We start from the raw sequence: 19,460 nt of genomic DNA, 5'->3' as shown, positions 1-19,460 counted from the left end.
GATTCCTGGTTAGTAGCCGAGTGTCCGATCGACGAGGCCGATCAGTTCTTCTCCGGCGCGGTGGCGCCGAATGTTGTCGACGACGGATTGTGCCGCGGTATGCGGTTGCGTCACCGAGGCGATGTGCGGCGTTATCATCACCTTCGGATGCGACCACAGCGGATGGTCTTCCGGGAGCGGTTCTGGATCGGTGACATCAAGCATCGCCGCAGATACGTGACCGGTGTCGAGCGCGTCGATCAGCGCGGCCTGGTCCAGTTGCGGACCCCTGCCGACATGCAGCAGTTGAGCCCCGGCGGGCAGTAAGTGGAAGAACTCCGCGTCGAGCATGCCGTGCGTTTGTTCCGTGAGCGGGAGCAGGCAGACGAGAATATCCGTTTGCTTCAGAAAGCCCGCGAGTTGGTCCGTGCCGTGAAAGCAGGCGACGTCCTCGATCCGCTTTTCGCTGCGGCTCCACCCGGCAAGCTGAAACTGGAACGGCTTCAAACGCTCGATAGCCGCGCGGGCCAGCATGCCAAGGCCGAGAAAGCCAACCCGGCGTTCGGCCGCCTGTCGAGCGGCAATCGGTTTCCAGAGGCATCTTTTCTGCTGCTCAAGATAAGCGGGCATCTCGCGGTGGAGCGCCAACACGCCGAGCGCAACGTATTCCTGCATCATGCGTATGATGCCGTCCTCGACCATGCGCACAAGCTTCACATGGCTTGGCACCACGTCCTGCTTGAACTGGTCGACGCCCGCGCCGATGGAAAACAGCACTTCCAGATTGCGGTAGCGCGAGATCTCGTCCGGCACCGTCCAGGTGATGAGATAGCGCACCTTCTCCGGCTCCATCTCATCTCCGGAATGGAAGAAATCCAGATCCGGGAGCTCGCGCGCGAATATCTCGCGGAAGACCGCAGCACGCGCCGCATCGGAATTGAAAAGAAACGCCATGGCGACCGCCCTTCCTTCAGGCCGCAAGACGCGCGCCAAGCCCCTCGATCATCTTCCGGCAAGCGGCGAGTTCACCGATCTCGATATACTCATTGGGACGATGGGCACGGCCGATGTCGCCAGGACCGCAAATGATCGCGTCGATGCCGGCCTGCTGGTAAAGCCCGGCCTCCGTGCCGAAGCTGACGGCTGTGAGCGGCTCCTGCCCCGTCAGCTCGGTCAGAACGGCCGCTAGCGCGCTCCCGTTCGCGGGCGCGAGGGCGGGATAGGTGCTCAACTCGTGCCACGCCACATCGAAGCCACTGTCTCGCAGGGCGAAAAGCCGGGTCTTGACAGGCTCAAGCAGGGAGGCTGGAGAAACGCCGGGCACGGCGCGCACCTCGATATCGGCTGTGCATTGGCCAGGGATGATGTTGACCGCCTGTCCACCGGCGATGACGCCCACCTGCAAGGAAGAATATGGGGGCTCGAAATTTTCATCGAGCGGCCCGTCGGCGAGGGACTGGCCGTAGACCACGGCGTATGTGATGACGCTGGCCATGGCGTGCACAGCATTGAGTCCGAGATCGGGGCGTGAGGAATGGCCGGATCGCCCGATCACCTCGAGCCGCGCGGCGGCCTTCCCCTTGTGCGCGCGCACAGGCTGCATTCTGCTCGGCTCGCCGACAATGGCGCCAAGCGGCCTCTCGCATAAGCTCGGCAACGCGGCCAGGAGATGCGGCACACCACGGCACCCCGCCTCTTCGTCATAGGAGAATGCGAGATGAACTGGCTGCCGCAGGTTCATCGCCGCAAGTCCTGGGAGCGCGGCCAATGCGCAGGCGAGGAAGCCCTTCATGTCGGTGGTGCCGCGGCCGTATAGCCTGCCGCCCTCGCGGCGCAGGACGAACGGATCCGAGCTCCATTCCGGCTCGCCGGCCGGCACGACATCCATATGTCCGGAGATGATGTAGCCCCGACCCTGGCGCGGGCCGATCGTCACGAAGAGGTTGGACCGGTCGCCCTCGGGACCGGGCAGAACCGTCACCTCGGCTCCGGCTGCCTGACAGTAGTCGCGGATCCAATCGACGATCGCGCGGTTTGGCGTGCCCACAACAGAGGGAAATCCAATCAGCGTCGCGAGGATTTCATCCACGTTCATGGCGGTCCGCTCTAATCGCACATTATCACCGGGTGCAACCAGCGTATCCGCAGGCAGCAGAGTTCCCTGCCGAATTGCGTCATGCTTTGGCCGAAGATTGCGAAAAAGCACCTCGAACCAGCGAAACCTGCTGGCTTTCCCGTATAATGCTACGGCAAAAGAGGCATGTCGCGACATGGCGATCGATCACAACGTCACACCGCGTGCCTTGCGCATTTGTTGAAGGATCGACTGAGATGCAGAGATCAGTACGCCTGAAATCCTTCGAACTGGTCGCGCGGGACATCAATGATGTCGACGTTGAGCTGCTGCACGCACTGTCGATCTCAGTCCGCTGGCCTCATCGGCCGAAGGATTGGAACCTACTGCGTCGCGCCGGCCAGGGCATCGTTGCCGTTGATGGTATTGGGCGCGTTTTCGGCAGCGCGATGTGGTTTCCTCACGGGGACGACTTCGCCACCATCGGCGTAGTGATCACAACGCCCCGCACGCAAGCGCAAGGAGGCGGCCGGTGGCTCATGGACCTAGTCCTCGAGCAGTGCGGCGATCGCAACTTGGCACTCAATGCTACCCATGCTGCCTATCCTCTTTATGTCTCGCTCGGTTTCACGACCGAGGCGACTGTATACATGCGCCAGGGGGAAGTCCCACCGGTCCTCCCAACAGTGCCGTCCCTGGACGGTCAATTGCAGGCGCTGTCGAGCGACAGGCTGAAGGAGATCACGGCGCTGGATACGCGCGCGTTTGGGACAAACCGCGAGAGGCTGCTCACGTTGCTCGCGGCCGATGCCTCAATCTGCACTTTGAGCCGCGGCAGCGAGATCGTCGGCTATTCCATGTGTCGCGAGTTCGGGCGTGGTCACGTGATCGGCCCGATGGTCGCGGGAAACGATTTCGACGCGGTCCATCTTACAGCCGTGCATCTGAAGGGACTGGCAGGACGATTTGCCCGCGTCGACACCCGCGAGAAGGATGGCGTGTTTGCCGCGTTTCTCCAGCAGTGCGGCCTCGGCATTGCCGAGACCGTTACGACCATGTCCAAGGGGCGCCGCTTTCTGAACCGGGAAGACAATGGGCCTTGGGTCTATGGATTGGCGGGCCACGCCTTGAGTTGAATGCAAGCACGCTGTCGCCTTCAACCAGCGGTCAGAGAACCAGGTCGATCAGTGCGGACGTCGATCAACCGGCTTAATGCGGTTGCCGTCACGCGGCCGGAACGGCTGCCGCCTCGACTCTGCTCCGAAGCCCGGATGCGGTCTCCGCTGCCGGCATTATGAGCGTCCGACGCCCATCCGCCACGCCATCCACGATGACATGCCGATGCCACGCGAGCACGGCTCGATGCGCGCGTTGAGATGATAAATGTCCCGCAGCAGATGTGAGGTGATGATGTCCCGCGTTGGCCCGCATGCGACCAGCCGGCCGTCCGCGATGACCATTGTCTGATCGCTGAAGCGCAGGGCCTGATTGAGGTCGTGCAGGGCGATCAGCACGACCATGCCTCGCGCCCTGGCAAGTTCCCGCACGAGACCGAGCACTTCCAGCTGCCGCGACAGATCGAGTGCTGATGTCGGTTCGTCCATCAGCAGGACCTCCGGCTCGCGCACCAGCGTCTGTGCCAGGCTGGCGAGTTGCCGCTGGCCGCCGGAAAGCTCGCCAATGTTGCGGAAAGCGATGTCGGCGATGCCGAGCGCCGCAAGGGTCTCGTCGATGCGAGCCAGATCATCGTCGCCCACAGACCAGCCCATACCCTGCTTGCGGGCGAGCAACACTGACTCATAGACGGTGAGCACCGCGTTGGCGGACGTTTCCTGTGGCATGTAGCAGATGCCGCTCGTCCCGCGAATGGCCCCCTCGACATGCATTGCTCCCGGTCCGTGCAGGAGGCCCGCGATTCGCCTGAAGAGCGTCGACTTCCCGGCGGCATTCGGACCGATCACGGCCACAATGTCTCCGCCCTCGAACGCTGGCGTCGTCACATCCCGAAGCCGGAGGCTCGTGCCGTAGCGCGCGCCGAGCGCCTCAAGCCGGATCGTCACCATGAGCGCCTCGTGCTGGACAGGATGAGCGAGATGAAGAAGGGGATGCCGATCAGCGAGGTAACGATGCCGATCGGGAAGACCGTCCCCGGGATAAGCGACTTGCTGACGACCGAGCTGGCCGACAGGATGAGCGCGCCCGCGAGGGCCGAGGCGGGCAGGAAGAAGCGTTGGTCCTCGCCGATGACCATGCGCGCGATGTGCGGGCCCACGAGGCCGATAAAACCTATGGTGCCGACGAAGGCGACGGGAATGGCGGCGAGGAGGCTCACCAGGATGAGCGTCTCGAGCCGCAGGCGACCGACTTTGACGCCGAAGCTGGCCGCCTTGTCCTCACCGAGCCTCAACGCCGTCAGCGCCCAGGCGCGCCGGGCGAAAATGGGTAAGACTGCGAGGAGAATGAATGTGGTGACCGCAAGCTTAGGCCAGGTGGCCTTGGTGAGGCTGCCCATTGTCCAGAAGACAACCGCCGCCAGCGCTTCCGCCCACGCGAAAAACTGGACGAGCGCGAGCAGCGCGTTGAAGGTGAAAACCAGCGCGATGCCGAGCAGCACGATGGTCTCCGCGCTGACGCCGCGCTTGACGCTCAGCACGTGAATTAGGAAGGCCGCCAGCATCGCCATCACGAAGGCGTTGATCGGCACTACATACTCGACTGCGGCGGGGACAAGCCTCACCCCGAAGGCAAGCGCAAGCGCGGCGCCGAAGCTCGCGGCGGCGGATATGCCGAGCGTGAACGGGCTCGCCAGCGGGTTATTGAGGATGGTCTGCATCTGCGCGCCGGCCACGGCGAGCGCCGCCCCTACGACAATCGCCATCAGGGCCACCGGCATGCGGATGTCCCAGAGCACCACGCGCACCTGCTGCGGCACGGTGTCGGGGAACACAAGGGCCCGCACGACCTCGCCGAGGTCGTAGCGGGCGGGACCGACCGCAAGGTCGACGCACAGGCTGAAGAGCAGGGCAGCGCCGAGGCCGGCAAGGATCAATTGCCGCCGCCAGACGAGAGCGCGGTAACGCCCTCGTCCATCGGTGCTGTCGAGCGCGGTGCTGACGGCCGTCGATTCAATCGACATCGGTCAGCGAGACCCAGTGGCCGGGCCTGTATGCGATCGGCAGGAATTTCTTGTGCAACTCGCTGAAGGTCACTTCAGGATCAAGGTCGGCGAAAAGATCGGGGTGCAGCCACTTCGCCATCTGCTGGATGGCCACGAACTGATAAGGACTGTTGTAGAACTGATGCCAGATGGCATGCACCGCGCCGTCCTCGACGGCCTTCACGCCGGTCAGCGCCGGCCGCTCGGTCAGCGCCTTCAGCTTGCGCACCGCCTCCGCCTCATCACGGCCGGGGCCGACGCCCACCCAGGCACCGCCCGGTACATAGGCTTCCCACGAGCCGCCGGTGACGATGATCTGATCCGGGTCGGAGGCGATGATCTGTTCGGGATTGAGTGTGCCGAAGGTGCCGGGGATGATGTCCTTGGCGATGTTGTCACCGCCTGCCATCTCAACAAATTTGCCGAAATTGTCGTCGCCGAAGCTCATGCAGCAATCGTCCGAATAGCCGCCGGCGCGTTCGATGAAGACCTTGGGCCTTTCCAGCTTGGCCTTCTCGATTACGTCGGTAACGCGCGCGATCTCGGCGGCGCGCCAGGTGATGAATTCCTCGGCGCGCTCCTCCTTGCCGAACAGCCTGCCAAACAGGCGCATGCTAGGTTCGGTGTTGGTAAAGGGACGCTCGCGGAAATCGACATAAACCAACGGAATGCCGGCAGCGGTGAGCTTCTCGATATACTTGGCGTCTTCCGTGGCCTGCTTCGACTCGATGTTCATCACGATGACGTCGGGCTTGAGCGATATCGCCTGCTCGACGTCGAAAGTGCCGTCCTTGAAACCGCCGAACGTGGGGATATTCGCCATCCTTGGGAATTTTTCCAGATAGGCGGCGTAGCTGTCCGGATCCGCTTGGCTGAAATCCTCGCGCCAGCCAGCGATGCGCTTGAACGGATCCTCGGTCTCGAGCGCCGCGACGAGATAGACCTGCCGGCCCTCACCCAGGATTACCCTCTCGACCGGGACGTTCACCTTGACCTGGCGGCCCGTGATGTCAGTCACTGCAACCATTTCGGCCCTGGCGGCCAGCGTCATCGACAGAGCGACGATAGCGGCCGCCATCGTCGCTGCTGGGATCTTTCCGAAATTCATCGCGCCCTCTCTTGAAATGGATTAGCCAGGGGTGCCTTATTAAAGATGACTTAAATTCTCAAGAAATATCTTTTAGAGCCATTCCAGACTGGTACGACGACAAGGGGTCAGGAATGGCGGGCGAGCCCAATTATTCGCTGCGGGATGAGATACGCGACTATTGGTCGACGCGCGCCGGAACATTCGACCTTTCGGTGGGGCATGAAATCTTCTCACAGCGGGAACGCCTGGCCTGGCACAGGCTGATACTCAAGCACTTGGGGCGCGGGGATGGGCGTCGCGCGCTCGACCTCGCTTGCGGCACCGGGGTCATATCCCATCTCATGCACGACCTGGGTTATGCCGTGACCGGGCTCGATTGGTCAGAGGCCATGCTTGCCCGCGCGCGTGCAAAGGCGACGCAGAGGGAAAGCGGCATCCGGTTTCTGATCGGCGACGCCGAGCGAAACCTTGAAAAAGCAGAGGGCTACGACGTCCTTCTTACCCGTCATCTCGTCTGGACGTTGGTGGATCCGCGAGCAGCATTCGCCGAATGGTTCTCGCTGCTCAAGCCTGGCGGACGGCTGCTGATTATTGATGGTGATTTCGTCAGTAAGACCTGGGTAACCTCTCTGCGACAAGTCCTGGAAAGGGCCGTTGGCCGGACAGTCGGGCCGGTCCACGAACTGGATCAGGTGATGGCGGACCGCCATGGCAGCATCCTGTCACGGTTGCACTTTTCGCATGGCGCCAAAGCGGACGAGGTCTGCGCGCTTCTCGTGGAGGCTGGCTTTGAGATGCCTGTGGTCGACACCCGGCTCGGCGCGATTCATCGCGCGCAGGCACGGCACATGAGCTTCCTCAGGGCGCTGGAACGCTCGACGCAGCATCGCTACGCGATCTGCGCGACCAAGTCGGCCTTGTAGTTGGGGAATTTCTAACGATTTCCACAACCATCTATCGGCGATCGTTGGCTCTCACCCCGCCATTCTGATCTGACACCCGTACCGCAGACAGAATCCGATTGCTCGCAGCGGCCTCTAAAGACGCGACAGCACAGGGCGAAAGACCATCGCGGAAAGAGACTTAGAAAAGAAGCTGTACGGATTGTCCCTGCGCCGAGAGCAGTTTGACGGCCTTCCGGTCAAACGAGACGAAAGTCTCCCCGCCAAGCCAGCCGCCGTCAAAAGCGATCACGCCGTCCGCGAAATCGCCGCCGGCGTCGAGGACTGACAGCCCTGCCTCACCTGCCGGCCGGTTGATGACAACATTCGCGGTGTTCAGCAACGCCCGGATCGCCGCGGCAATTTTTTCGCGCCCTGTCTGGTACTGCCGGGCCAGAACCCAGGCGAACTCGCACAAGGCCTGCAAGCTCACGGCCACGATGTCCGCTTTGGCCAGCAGGTCGACGGCAATGGCCGCCTGCGCCTCATCATCGGCGACATAGGCGCGCAGCAGCACATTCGTGTCGGCCGTAACCCTCATTCCTTGCCGGACCCAGCCGCAGCGCCCGCTTCCGCTATCGCCTCGTTGATCTCCTCGATGCTGAGCACCCGGCCGTTCGTCTTGCCTCTGAGGAAGCCGTGGAGGTCCCGGAACGACCCCTTCGCCCGTGCAGCCCTCAATTCCGCCCGACCGTCGGGCAGCAGATCAAGCTCGATCTTCTCGCCCGGTTTGATGCCCAGATGTTGCAGCACGGCCTTGCGGAACGTCACCTGTCCCCTTGTCGTCACTGTCAACGTTGCCATGTTAAACATTCCTGTTCTCGCGATAAGATCATGCAAATCTGCATTATTATCAATGCAGATGGTCGGGGGGCCAAAGCTTGGCGTCCATGCGGCGACTGAATGGCATTGATGCCTTTTAGAAAGCCGTCAGGCATCGTGGATTCGCGCTCGCCCCCCTCGTTCGACTGATTCTGATGTTGGCCGAACCGGTTGATCTGCCCCCTGCGACGTCGGAGTTGTACAGGAGCCCTCTTTGCCGAGCAGATACTCTACGTCGCTTTTATTGGCCGTAAGTTGTCAGTCCGCTACGTCAAGGTCGAGCCGGAGATTAAGAAGAACGGAGCCATCGCCGCATAGCGTGTGCCTGCGTGGGTCTGGACGGACTCACTCATGCGCAATATGAATTATGAATGGAGATGAGGCCTGCCGTGGCGCTCACATTTTCGCGGTGTCGCTAAGGCAGGTGGTGCTCGTTCAATGCTGCTGCGCCGGGCGGTTGGCCTTCTGGTCTAACGCCGCCCGCAGAAGTGTCGATATCAGGGGATCTGGTCAATGACCGACAACAAGCCAGACGTTACCAAGGATTGGCAAGCGACGCAGGGCCAGAAGTCCTCCGCCACGCGTCTTCGCCTTTTCGCCGCACTCTCGTGGATCGTCGCCATTGGCGGCGAGATCTACGGAATCATGCTGCTTCGCCAGAACAAGTTCGACCAGGCACACCTGCCGCTGGTCATCGGCCTTCTGGTCGGCATCGCGATTTTCGCAATCGCCGGCAACTTGCTGTGGAAGGCGGCCAACAGGCACGATCCGGCCCGTGCATCCGACGCGGCCAGGTTCTTCTTCCAAAACCAGCTCGGCGCAATCATCACGCTGATTGCCTTCCTCCCGCTGGTTTTCCTGATCCTCACCGACAAAAACATGGATCCGCGGACTAAGAAGGTTGCCGGCGGCGTCGGCGCTGCGCTGGCCGTGCTCGCGACGGTCATGGGGATCAGTTTCAACCCCCCGTCGGTCGAGCAGTACACCCAGGATATGAACGCATGCGCGGCCCAGATCAAGTCGGGGCAGCCCACCACCGCCTGTTCGCCCGATGTCGCCGCTCAGGCGCAGGCGATCGCGACGGACACCGCCGCGGTGACGGCGGCGACGCGGGACGCGAGCCACCCCGCCGGTCAGGATGTCGTCTACTGGATCGCGCCGGAAGCCGGAGCCGCGAAGTCCGCCGAGCCGCATGTTTTCCACCTCTGCGCAGGCGTGAGTCCGCTGAAGGGCAAGACCGTGAATAGTGGCTCCGTGACGGAGGCCTACGCGCAGAACGCCGTCCGCATCACGAAACAGATCGATATGGAACAGAAGCAGTGCGGGTTCACCCCCACAACCAGCACCAACTGAACCTGCCTGCGCTCGATCGCGTCTATCGGGGCCACAGCGCCAGCCCGGAGAACAATGATGCATAGATGGACGGTGTGTATACCCGTAGAGGGTTAAAGGCCCCTACGATCGGCTTTAGAGGAGACTACGTCGATGACGAACGTGCGCGCCCTTGTCCTCGAACGCCAACACGAACTCAAGCTGCGTGACATCGATCTGCCACAGACCGTCGGCCCGGGCGAAGTTCGCATCAAAATCCACACTGTCGGCATCTGCGGCTCCGACGTGCACTACTACACGCATGGCCGCATCGGCCCGTTCGTGGTCGAAGCGCCGATGGTCTTGGGCCATGAAGCCGCCGGCACCGTCGTCGAAACGGGGGAAGGCGTCGAGCATCTGAAGGTCGGCGACCGCGTCTGCATGGAGCCGGGTATCCCCGATCCCAATTCGCGGGCGAGCCGGCTCGGCCTCTACAATATCGATCCAGCGGTCAGGTTCTGGGCAACGCCGCCAATCCACGGCGTGCTGACGCCCTATGTCGTTCACCCCGCCAACTACACTTTCAAACTGCCCGACAATGTCAGCTTCGCCGAGGGCGCCATGGTGGAGCCCTTCGCTGTCGGAATGCAGGCGGCGGCCAAAGCGAAGATTGCGCCGGGTGACACCGCGGTGGTGATTGGCGCCGGGCCGATCGGCACGATGGTGGCGATCGCCGCGCTCGCCGGCGGCTGCGCCCGCGCCGTGGTTGCAGATCTCGCCCAACCCAAGCTCGACATTGCTGCCAGCTACCAGGGCGTGATCCCGATCAACGTCCGCGACAAGAACCTGACGGCGGAGGTAAAGCGCCTGACCGACGGCTGGGGCGCCGACGTGGTGTTTGAATGCTCGGGCTCGTCCCAGGCATGGGAGACCCTGCTCGATCTGCCGCGGCCCGGTGGTACCCTGGTGGTGGTCGGTCTGCCGGTCGCGCCGGTGGCGTTCGACATCGCTACGGCCTCTACCAAGGAAATCCGCATCGAGACGGTATTCCGCTATGCCCACCAATATGACCGGGCGATCGCACTGATGGGATCGGGCCGCGTCGATCTCAAACCATTGATTTCGGCGACCTTCCCCTTCGAAGATTCCATTGCCGCCTTCGACCGCGCAGTCGAAGCCCGGCCGGCGGACGTAAAGCTTCAGATCCGATTGCCGGATTAGCGAGTTCCAAAGCTCCGGGCTGTCCTCCCGATCGTTCCTTGGGCCGCCAAAGTTGGCGGCGGCCCTGAGCGCTTTTGATGCTGACACAAGGGCATTTACCGGCGGCGCTCCCTCCAAGAACAACTCCATACCCGGCGATGACGGGATCCTCTGGGACCACGAGCAAATCCCTTGAGCGCTGAGGGAACCGACACTTGACAAATCGGCGGCCGTCCGACACGTTCTTAACAAAAGACACAACAAACTTACAAAAGTTCAAGTTGGCACAATCTGGCCGATAGGGAGAAGGCCGATGCGTCTCTGTGACCTAGCGGAGATTTGCGCGTGAGCACGGTGACCGTGACCCGCGAAACGCCCAGATGGGCCCTGCCCCGGTTCATGACGGCCGAGCATCCTTTCCCCTGGCTCGCGCCGATCACGGTGATGCTTCTCGTTTTCGGCATCTATCCCCTCGCCTATTCAGTCTGGCTTTCGTTTCACAAACGCAATGTCGTCTCCCGGCAACTTGACTTCGCCGGGCTCCACCAATGGACGCGTGCCTTCTCGGATGCGCGTATGTGGCATTCGTTGGAAACCACGCTGATCTACACCTTCGTCGCGCTTGCGGTTCAGCTTGCGCTCGGCATCCTCATTGCGCTTCTGCTTGACACCGATCGCAAAGGTTACGGGGTGCTTCGGGCGCTGATGACACTGCCGCTGGTGGTGCCGCCTGCGGTGACCGGAATGATGTTCCTGCTGATGCAGGACGGCTCTTTCGGCGTCCTATCGTTTTACCTCTATGCCCTGGACCTGATCTCGCCGGCACAGCCGATCCTGACGCAGCCCGGAACCGCATTGGCGGCGATCCTGCTGGCAGACATATGGCAGTGGACGCCGTTCATGGTGCTCATCATCCTGGCAGGGCTCAGGGCACTGCCGAAGGAACCTTTCGAGGCAGCGGCGATCGACGGCGCCACCGGCATCCAGACGTTCTGGCGGCTCACATTGCCGATGTTGCGCAAGGTGATAGCGGTTGCGGTGCTGATCCGCGGCGTCGATCTCTTTCGCATCTACGACTACGTCTACATCATCACCGCTGGCGGGCCAGGCACGGCCACCGAGACGCTTTCATTCTACGCGGGTCGAATCTACTTCACCGGAGACTTCCCCTATGCCGCGACCCTGTCGCTGATCGTGCTCGTCGTCTTGATCGTCGTGTCGAACGTCTTCGTCAGGCTGTTCAAGGTGAGGTTCTGATGGAGTCGTCGCGTGCCCAAACGATCGCCCGTGACGTGCTCGCCGTCCTGGTGGTGGCGATCTTCATGTTCCCGATCGCTTGGTGGGCCCTGTCGTCCATCAAACCCTATTCGGCGATCTTCGATCGCAGCGGACCGGTTTACACCGGTTTCACGCCGACGCCTGACAACTACCGCGTGACGTTGCTTGGCGTTTCGCGCGTCGACATCGGCATGGAACAGGGCGGCGAAGCGGCCGGGGTCATCAAGGGGGGCGCGAGTTCCTACGATTCCCGCCAGTCGTTGCTCGACAGCGCCGTCATAGCCGTCGGATCGACAGCGCTGACGCTGCTGCTCGCAACTCTGGCCGCCTATTGCCTGTCGCGAATGCAGTTCAGCGGCCAGCAGTCCTTTCTGTTCTGGATTCTTTCGCAGCGCTTCATGCCGCCAATCGCGATCGTCATTCCGATTGTTTTCATGTTCCGCGATCTCGGCTTGCGCGATACCTATACGGGCCTCATCCTCGTTCACAGTTTGATCAACCTGCCGCTGGCGGTTTTGCTTTTGAAGTCGTTCTTCGATGACGTCCCGCGCGAGGTCGATGAGGCGGCGCTGATCGACGGCGCGACGCGCTGGCAGACGTTCCGGCGTGTGGTCCTTCCCATGGTCAAGGGCGGCATCGCTGCGACGGCCGTGCTGTGTTTCATCTTTTCGTGGACCGAGTTCCTGCTCTCACTGTTCCTGACAACGTCGATCCGCACCGTGCCGGTGAAGATTTCGACCTTTGTCACCTCGACCGCAACCGAGTGGGGCTACATCACAGCGCTCGGCACGTCCGCGATCATACCCAGCTTCATCTTTATCCTGCTGGTTCAACGGCATCTGGTCCGCGGCCTCACCCTCGGGTCCCTGAAGGAGTGAGGCGCAGGCGAGAAGAACGACGACAAAAAACGCAACGGAGGAACGATCATGAGCTTCAGAGAACACGACAAGAAGACATTCGTCGCCGATACCTGCAACGACTTTACGGCGCGCCGAATAACCAAACGCGACTTCATGAGGAAGATGGCGCTCGCCGGTGTCGGCTTTTCTGCCTTCGGATCAGCCATGCTAAGTGGCGGCCGCACCAATCGCGGGATCCTGGGCCTCGGGGTTGAAGAAGCCCGCGCCCAGGACGCCGATATGTTGAAGTGGCTGGCCGATGTCGGCAAACCGTATGCCGGCACCAAAATCCGCTACACTTCGGAAGCGACGCCGCCAACGATCGTCGCCAACCAGCTTGTCGCGGGTGAATTCACCAAGGCCACCGGCATTGAGGTGGAAGTCGAGATCGTGCCGCTGGAGCAGGTTCTCGCCAAGGCGACGCAAGACGTGCAGGGCCAGCTTGGCACCTACGACGTCTACTATCTCGACCAGTCCTGGATGGCGACGTTTGCACAGGATGTCGTCGATCCGCGCGAGTACTATGACCAGAACAAAGAACTCGCGATGCCCAACTTCGACTGGGACGATTTCTCCAAGCCGCTGGTCGACGGCATTGCCATGTACAACGGCAAACAGTGCGGAATCCCATTCGATATTCCGATCTTCATCCTGATGTACCGCAAGGATCTTTTCGACAAACACAACATTGCGCTGCCGACAGACCTCGACGCCTACCTCAAGGCCGTGCAGGCGCTCACTGAGGCAGAAAAAAGCAACGGCATCTTCGGCACCGCGTGCCAGGCGAAGTCCGGCCACTATTCGCTCGAATGCGACTGGACCTTCGCCTTGTGGGGCCATGGCGGTTCGATCTTCAACAAAGACAAGAAGTTTGTCGGCAATGACGAGCGCGGCGTGGCCGGGCTGCAATTCTATCAGGAGCTGGTCAAGAACTCGCCGCCCTCTGCGACGACATGGACTTGGGACGGTCAGGGACAGGCACTGACACAGGGTCAGGCCGCGATGGCAATCACCTGGGGCGAAGATTTCCCCGGCTTCGACGCCAACGATTCCAAGGTCAAAGGCCTGTTCGAGGCCCTGCCTGCGCCCAAGGAAGTTCCCGGTCGTCGCGCCGCCGCCGATTGCGGCTTCAACGAAATCCCGGCCGTTGGTCACCAGGGCGGCTCGACGATTTCGCTGTCGCAATATTCCAAGAACAAGGAAGCAGCATGGCTGTTCATGCAGTGGGTCTGCTCGAAGGATGTGATGGCGCGGGTATCGACGCTCGGCGGCGGCGCCTCGCCGATGCGCAATTCTTCCTTCACCGATCCTCGCGTGAAGGCGAAGGCCGTCGTCGGGCCTGGAACGACACGCCACTTCGACGCGATCAAATACACGATCGACAACCAGATGGGATCCGAGCCGGACATGCCGATCTGGGCGGATCTGTCGAACAACGACATTCCGGTTGAGCTCGGCAAATTGCTTACGGGCCAAGACTATGGCGGCAATGCCAAGGCGTGCCTCGATGCCATCGCCGGCATTGTCGACGGCAAAGTCAAGGACGCCGGTCTTTAGCGACTCGTCGGTGATTTGGGCGAAGGCGGCTTCCACCGCCCTCGCCCTTTGGCAATGTGGCGGCAATGGTTCCGGATCTCGTCATCGGCATCGATTCCTCGACCTCGGCAACCAAGGCGATCGCCTGGGACCGCAATGGGGCGGCCGTGGCTGAAGGTCGTGCACCGCTTGCAATGTCCAACCCGCGGCCGGGCTATTTCGAGCAGGATCCGGCCGAGTGGTGGGCCTCGACGGTGACGGCGCTTCGCGCTGTCGTAGCAACAGTTTCGCCGGCACGCATTGCCGCCCTTGCGATTGCCAACCAGCGCGAAAGCTTCGGCCTTTTCGACGAGCAGGGCCAGGCGGTCGGGCCGGCGACGCTCTGGCTCGATGAGCGCGCCCGGCAGAAGGTACGCCGCTTCGGCGAGAGTTTCGGCGCGGCACGCGTCCACGCAATATCCGGCAAGCCGCTCGATGTCATTCCTTGCCTTTACCGCATGATCTGGTTTCGCGAGGAAGAGCCCGAGATTTTTGCCCGCGTGGAGCGAATGGCCGAAGTCCATGGCTATCTGGTCTTTCGCTTGAGCGGCCGGTGGGTGACGTCCACCGCATCCGCCGACCCGATGGGCATACTCGATATGCGAGCTATGGACTGGTCTAACGAAATATTGGACGCCGCGGGCGTGGCACGGGGAATGATGCCGGACCTGGCGAGGCCCGGCAGCGTTCTGGGCCAACTGACTTCGGAAGCCGCCATACTGACGGGCCTGCGGGAGGGCACGCCGATCGTCGCCGGAGGCGGCGACGGTCAATGCGCCGGAACGGGCGCTGGCGTGTTGCAGCCGCGATGCGCTTACATCAATCTCGGCACGGCGGTCGTCTCCGGCAGCTTTGGCACGGACTACGTCCATGACCAGGCCTTCCGCACCGAGACGGCGGTCGCCGATGATGGCTATATCTACGAGACGTGCCTTCGCGCCGGCACTTTTCTCGTCGACTGGATGGCGCGCGAAATGCTTGGCGTCGATCTGCATGGCGCAAGCGGCCTGGCAGCGCTCGAGGCCGAAGCCGCTGCCAGCCCGATCGGCGCAGGCGGCATAATGCTTCTTCCCTACTGGCAGGGCGTCATGGACCCACACTGGGACAGTACGGCCCGTGGTGTGATTGCCGGGCTGTCCGGCTCGAGCAGCCGCGGCGACATCTATCGTGCCGTGCTGGAAGGTATAGCGCTTCATCAGGCCGCGACAAGTCAGCGGGCCGCCGCAGCGGCCGCCCAGACCATAGGCCAATTCATAGCCATCGGCGGAGGGGCGAAGTCCGACCTGTGGATGCAGATTCTGGCGGATGCGCTCGATCATCCCATAAAGCGTTCGACGACCGTCGAAGCCTCCTCGCTTGGCGCGGCGATGGCGGCGGCAAAGGGCGTGGGCTGGTTTTCCACCATCGCCGAAGCGTCGCTCGCAATGGCCAGCGAGCCGGCCAGAACCTTCGAACCGGACGCGAAACGGGCCGCGCTCTACGCCGAACTTCTTGCGATCCATGCCGATCTTTGGCCAACGCTTTTAACCTGGAACCAGCGTCTCGCGGCCTTCATGGAGACCGATCATGGCTGAAACGAGCAACTGGAACGCCTTGATCGAGGACGTTGTCGCAGGACGCTGGACAGATCCCAAGACAGGCGCAGCCGCGGTCCTGCCGTTCCAGACAATCGAATTGCTGGAGACGACGGAGGGCCGCGAAGGGGATCTCGTTGCGCCCCTGGCGCTAGGCAGCCGCATCGCCGTGGTCTCCGACATCAACACCGTCGATGTGATGGGCAGGCGCGTCGCGAAGGCGCTGCGTGCCATCGCCGAAATCGACGAAATCGTGCTGCCTGACGGCCTCGACTGCGATGAGGCAACGATCCAGATGGTCAGGGAGAAGACGCGTCACGCCGAAGGCGTCGTGGCCGTCGGATCCGGCGTCCTCAACGACAGCTGCAAGCATGCAACCTTCCTCGACCAGCGGCCCTATGCCGTCTTCGGCACGGCGGCCTCGATGAATGGCTATGGCGCCTCGACAGCGTCGGTGACGTTGGCTTCAGGGCTCAAGATCTCGCTGCCCTCGCATGCTCCGCGAGGCATCTTCCTGGACCTTGGCGTGTCGGCGGCAGCACCCAGTTGGCTCAGCGCCGCCGGGCTTGGCGACAGCCTCTGCCGCTCCACCGCCCAGATCGACTGGTGGGCTTCGCATCGGCTGTTCGGCACTTACTATTCCGAGGTGCCTTATCTGCTTCAGGCGGGCGATGAGCAACCGATGCTGGCCCATGCGCCTGGCCTTGCCAGGCACGACATCACCGCCGTCGGGCATCTCCAGCGCGTCCTGACGCTGTGCTCGATGGGCGTGTGCTTTGCCGGCGTTTCCCATCCCGGGTCCATGGGGGAGCACCAGATCTCCCATTGGGTCGACATGTTCGCGCAAGCACATCATCCAGGCACCACGCACGGCCAGCAGGTCGGGGTTGCCTCGCTGGTCATGGCGCGTCTGCAAGCGCGGCTGCTGGACATGGAACAGCCGCCGCAGGCAAAGCCAACCGTCATCGACGAGGCGACGATGCTGGCCCGCTATGGAGCGCAGCTTGGACCACTTTGCATTGCCGAGATGAGGAAGACAGCACTCGACGCCAGCCAGACGGAAATCTTCAACCGGAAACTCGCGGAAATCTGGCCAGCCCTGCGCCAGGAGGTTCGGCCAATGGCAATGCCGGTTGCCCGCATGGAGGCAGCACTGAAGGGTGCGGGGGGGCCGGTCACCGGCGCAGAACTAGGCCTGCCGCGCGCGCTTTGGCACAATGCCATTCGCTATTCGCGAGAAATCCGCGGCCGCTGGTCCTTCGTCAATCTGGCCGCCGATGCAGGACTCTTGGAAGAATTTCTGGACAGCGAATGGTGAGAGCGCATCCGATCGCCAATGGCTCGCATGGCGAAAATGGGCTCCAACCGGCAAGGGCAATCGAAGGGTAGCAATTTATGGCGTCTGTCACCATCAGCAACATAAAGAAGGACTATGGTGCCCTCTCTATTATCGATGGACTCGATCTCTCGATCGAAGATGGCCAGTTCGTCGTTCTGTTGGGGCCGTCCGGCTGCGGCAAGTCCACACTGTTGCGCATGATAGCCGGTCTCGAGCCCATCACGTCCGGTGAGATCGCCATAGGCGACAGGGTCGTCAACACGCTTCATCCCAAAGACCGCAACATCGCGATGGTCTTCCAGAATTACGCGCTTTATGCGCACATGACCGTCTTCGACAACATGGCCTTTTCCATGCAGTTGAAGAAGCGCCCCAACGAAGAAATCAAACAGAAGGTCGGGTGGGCGGCATCGATCCTCAACCTGACTCCCTATCTGGAACGGTACCCTCGCCAGCTTTCGGGCGGCCAGCGGCAGCGTGTCGCCATGGGCCGCGCCATCGTGCGGGACCCAACTGTGTTCCTGTTCGACGAGCCGCTGTCCAATCTCGATGCCAAGCTGCGGGTGCAGATGCGCACCGAAATCAAGGAACTCCACCAGCGACTGAAGACCACCACGGTCTATGTTACGCATGACCAGATCGAGGCCATGACCATGGCCGATGTCATCGTCATCATGCGCGACGGCCGTATCGAGCAGATCGGGCGCCCGCTCGATGTCTACGATCACCCGGCAAACCTGTTCGTCGCCTCTTTCATCGGCTCGCCCGCAATGAACATGTTCCATGGCGAGGTGGCTTCCGAGCGCGACGCCTGGGTGGTGCGGACCGACGAGCTATCCCTCCTGCTGCCGCCAGGGGCTGCGGTCCGGCCCGGCCAAAAGGTGATCTACGGCATTCGCCCCGAACATCTTCGACCCGTGGCCGACGGGCGCGGCATTCCAGCCAGGATTACGGTTGTCGAGCCGACCGGCCCCGAAATCCACATCTTTGCCAGCATGGGCAACACCGCGATCTGCTCGGTGCTGCATGACCGCATGGAGCTCTCTCCTGGAGCTGTAATCCATCTGGAACCGGCGCCTGAGCGAATCCACCTGTTCGACCAAGGCAGCGGCGAGCGACTGGACAAGGGAAGAAGCTGAATGGCCCAGGTCGTTATCCTCGGCGCCGGCGTCATGGGCTCTGCCATGACGCTTCCGGCCGCTCACGCGGGTAACCGCATCACTCTTGTCGGCACCCATCTCGACGAGGAGATCGTCGGCTTGGTGGCCGGCACAGGTCGTCATCCGCGCCTCAACACCACACTGCCTGATGGGGTAGCCGCCAGGTCCTGGACCGAATTCGGGGCAGCGATGAACGATGGACCCGATCTGCTTGTACTCGGCGTCTCGTCGGCCGGCATTCCTTGGGCGATCGAGCGCATTGCAGAAAGCATCAAGTCGCCGGTACCGATACTGATGATTACGAAAGGACTTGCAGCAAGCGACGAAGGCGTGGAAATCCTGCCACATCTGCTTGCCCGCGAGATCGAGCAACGCACCGGCTTGTCTGTCCCGGTGATGGCCGTCGGCGGACCGTGTATTGCCGGCGAACTGGCGGCACAGCGCGATACGTCTGTGATCGTTGCCGGACACGATCCCGACCAGGTGGCCGCGGCGTCGCGCATTCTGCGCGCGCCTTTCTATCATGCGCGATCGTCATCCGATCTCGTCGGCGTCGAGATCTGCGCTGCTTTCAAGAATTTCTACACACTCGCAGTTGGGGCTCCCGTCGGACTGCTGGAGCGCGACGGCAAGGCGCCCAATGGTGCGCTCATGCACAATCTTGCCTCGTCACTTTTCTCGCAGTCCCTCGCGGAGATGGCGATTCTGGTCGATGCTCTGGGCGGAAAAATCGAAACAGTGCTGGGGCTGGCAGGCTCCGGCGATCTTTATGTGACCTGCCAGGCGGGCCGTAACGGTCGCATGGGGCGCCTGCTTGGCCGCGGCCTGCCCTATTCCGTGGCGAAGCGCGAACATATGAGTTCGGACACGGTCGAGGGAGCGCAACTGGCGCTGGACCTTGGTCCGACTTTGAAGAATATGATGGCCCGGGGTGTACTTCCCCATGATCGCCTGCCGCTGACGAGGGCCATCATCGACGCGGTTTGTCACGATGCTCCGCTGGTTTTGTCCTTCGACCGCTATCATCGAGGCTAGCGGAGCCGGGGAAACTCGATTGATGC

At 62.1% G+C, this 19,460-nt stretch carries 17 protein-coding genes and 1 pseudogene; 11 read left to right on the top strand and 7 right to left on the bottom strand.

Annotated features, from left to right (window positions below):
* Positions 1 to 9: 9 nt before the first annotated feature.
* The gene (locus NKH42_RS25750; RefSeq protein ID WP_352752794.1) at positions 10 to 933 is read right to left on the bottom strand and encodes a 2-hydroxyacid dehydrogenase; all 924 of its coding nucleotides are present in this window, start codon (positions 931 to 933) and stop codon (positions 10 to 12) included.
* 16 nt (positions 934 to 949) lie between these two features.
* Complete coding sequence (gene argE / locus NKH42_RS25745) at positions 950 to 2,074, bottom strand: acetylornithine deacetylase (protein WP_352752796.1); 1,125 nt, start codon at positions 2,072 to 2,074, stop codon at positions 950 to 952.
* A gap of 236 nt (positions 2,075 to 2,310) precedes the next feature.
* Here argE and NKH42_RS25740 point away from each other — a divergent pair, with 236 nt between their 5' ends.
* Positions 2,311 to 3,189 carry a GNAT family N-acetyltransferase gene (locus NKH42_RS25740; protein WP_352507704.1) on the top strand — a complete coding sequence of 293 codons (879 nt, stop codon included), beginning with the start codon at positions 2,311 to 2,313 and terminating at the stop codon, positions 3,187 to 3,189.
* Positions 3,190 to 3,277: 88 nt separating this feature from the next.
* Here the strand turns inward: NKH42_RS25740 and NKH42_RS25735 are convergent.
* From NKH42_RS25735 to NKH42_RS25725, 3 genes and pseudogenes are all read right to left on the bottom strand, one after another.
* Positions 3,278 to 4,116 (bottom strand): annotated as a pseudogene (locus NKH42_RS25735) (ABC transporter ATP-binding protein).
* Complete coding sequence (locus NKH42_RS25730; protein ID WP_352752799.1) at positions 4,110 to 5,189, bottom strand: FecCD family ABC transporter permease; 1,080 nt, start codon at positions 5,187 to 5,189, stop codon at positions 4,110 to 4,112. The pseudogene NKH42_RS25735 and the gene NKH42_RS25730 overlap by 7 nt, the downstream one beginning before the upstream one ends.
* Positions 5,179 to 6,288, bottom strand: a complete 1,110-nt coding sequence (locus tag NKH42_RS25725) for an ABC transporter substrate-binding protein (RefSeq protein WP_352752835.1) — start codon at positions 6,286 to 6,288, stop codon at positions 5,179 to 5,181. The genes NKH42_RS25730 and NKH42_RS25725 overlap by 11 nt, the downstream gene beginning before the upstream one ends.
* A gap of 143 nt (positions 6,289 to 6,431) precedes the next feature.
* On the opposite strand from NKH42_RS25725, the gene NKH42_RS25720 reads away from it, so the two are divergent.
* Positions 6,432 to 7,223 carry a class I SAM-dependent methyltransferase gene (locus NKH42_RS25720; protein WP_352752801.1) on the top strand — a complete coding sequence of 264 codons (792 nt, stop codon included), beginning with the start codon at positions 6,432 to 6,434 and terminating at the stop codon, positions 7,221 to 7,223.
* 160 nt (positions 7,224 to 7,383) lie between these two features.
* Here NKH42_RS25720 and NKH42_RS25715 read toward each other — a convergent pair whose 3' ends face one another.
* A complete protein-coding gene (locus NKH42_RS25715) occupies positions 7,384 to 7,782 on the bottom strand; it encodes a type II toxin-antitoxin system VapC family toxin (RefSeq protein ID WP_352752803.1) in 399 nt (132 codons plus the stop codon).
* Positions 7,779 to 8,045, bottom strand: coding sequence for an AbrB/MazE/SpoVT family DNA-binding domain-containing protein (locus tag NKH42_RS25710; RefSeq protein WP_352478643.1), 267 nt, complete (start codon positions 8,043 to 8,045; stop codon positions 7,779 to 7,781). Before NKH42_RS25710 ends, NKH42_RS25715 begins: the two co-directional genes overlap by 4 nt.
* A gap of 531 nt (positions 8,046 to 8,576) precedes the next feature.
* On the opposite strand from NKH42_RS25710, the gene NKH42_RS25705 reads away from it, so the two are divergent.
* From NKH42_RS25705 to NKH42_RS25665, 9 genes are all read left to right on the top strand, one after another.
* Positions 8,577 to 9,416 carry a hypothetical protein gene (locus tag NKH42_RS25705; RefSeq protein WP_352701475.1) on the top strand — a complete coding sequence of 280 codons (840 nt, stop codon included), beginning with the start codon at positions 8,577 to 8,579 and terminating at the stop codon, positions 9,414 to 9,416.
* A 132-nt stretch (positions 9,417 to 9,548) separates the two neighbouring features.
* Positions 9,549 to 10,595 (top strand): NAD(P)-dependent alcohol dehydrogenase, encoded by a 1,047-nt coding sequence (locus NKH42_RS25700; RefSeq protein WP_352752805.1) that lies wholly within the window; start codon positions 9,549 to 9,551, stop codon positions 10,593 to 10,595.
* A 324-nt stretch (positions 10,596 to 10,919) separates the two neighbouring features.
* Entirely contained in the window at positions 10,920 to 11,831 is a 912-nt protein-coding gene (locus tag NKH42_RS25695; RefSeq protein ID WP_352752807.1) for a carbohydrate ABC transporter permease, read from the top strand.
* Positions 11,831 to 12,730, top strand: coding sequence for a carbohydrate ABC transporter permease (locus NKH42_RS25690; protein WP_352455511.1), 900 nt, complete (start codon positions 11,831 to 11,833; stop codon positions 12,728 to 12,730). The genes NKH42_RS25695 and NKH42_RS25690 overlap by 1 nt, the downstream gene beginning before the upstream one ends.
* 48 nt (positions 12,731 to 12,778) lie before the next feature.
* Complete coding sequence (locus NKH42_RS25685; protein WP_352752809.1) at positions 12,779 to 14,308, top strand: ABC transporter substrate-binding protein; 1,530 nt, start codon at positions 12,779 to 12,781, stop codon at positions 14,306 to 14,308.
* Positions 14,309 to 14,373: 65 nt separating this feature from the next.
* A complete protein-coding gene (locus NKH42_RS25680; RefSeq protein WP_352752811.1) occupies positions 14,374 to 15,900 on the top strand; it encodes a xylulokinase in 1,527 nt (508 codons plus the stop codon).
* Positions 15,893 to 17,218 carry an iron-containing alcohol dehydrogenase gene (locus tag NKH42_RS25675; protein WP_352752813.1) on the top strand — a complete coding sequence of 442 codons (1,326 nt, stop codon included), beginning with the start codon at positions 15,893 to 15,895 and terminating at the stop codon, positions 17,216 to 17,218. Before NKH42_RS25680 ends, NKH42_RS25675 begins: the two co-directional genes overlap by 8 nt.
* Positions 17,219 to 17,295: 77 nt before the next feature.
* Entirely contained in the window at positions 17,296 to 18,378 is a 1,083-nt protein-coding gene (locus NKH42_RS25670) for an ABC transporter ATP-binding protein (protein WP_352752814.1), read from the top strand.
* A complete protein-coding gene (locus NKH42_RS25665; protein ID WP_352752816.1) occupies positions 18,379 to 19,434 on the top strand; it encodes a hypothetical protein in 1,056 nt (351 codons plus the stop codon). It begins immediately after the preceding gene.
* Positions 19,435 to 19,460: the final 26 nt, after the last annotated feature.

It is taken from the genome of Mesorhizobium sp. M1142, from assembly GCF_040318565.1.
Taxonomy (GTDB): Bacteria; Pseudomonadota; Alphaproteobacteria; order Rhizobiales; family Rhizobiaceae; genus Mesorhizobium.
Note: the sequence above shows the minus strand (reverse complement) of the source record. Positions and strands in the feature narration are given on the sequence as shown.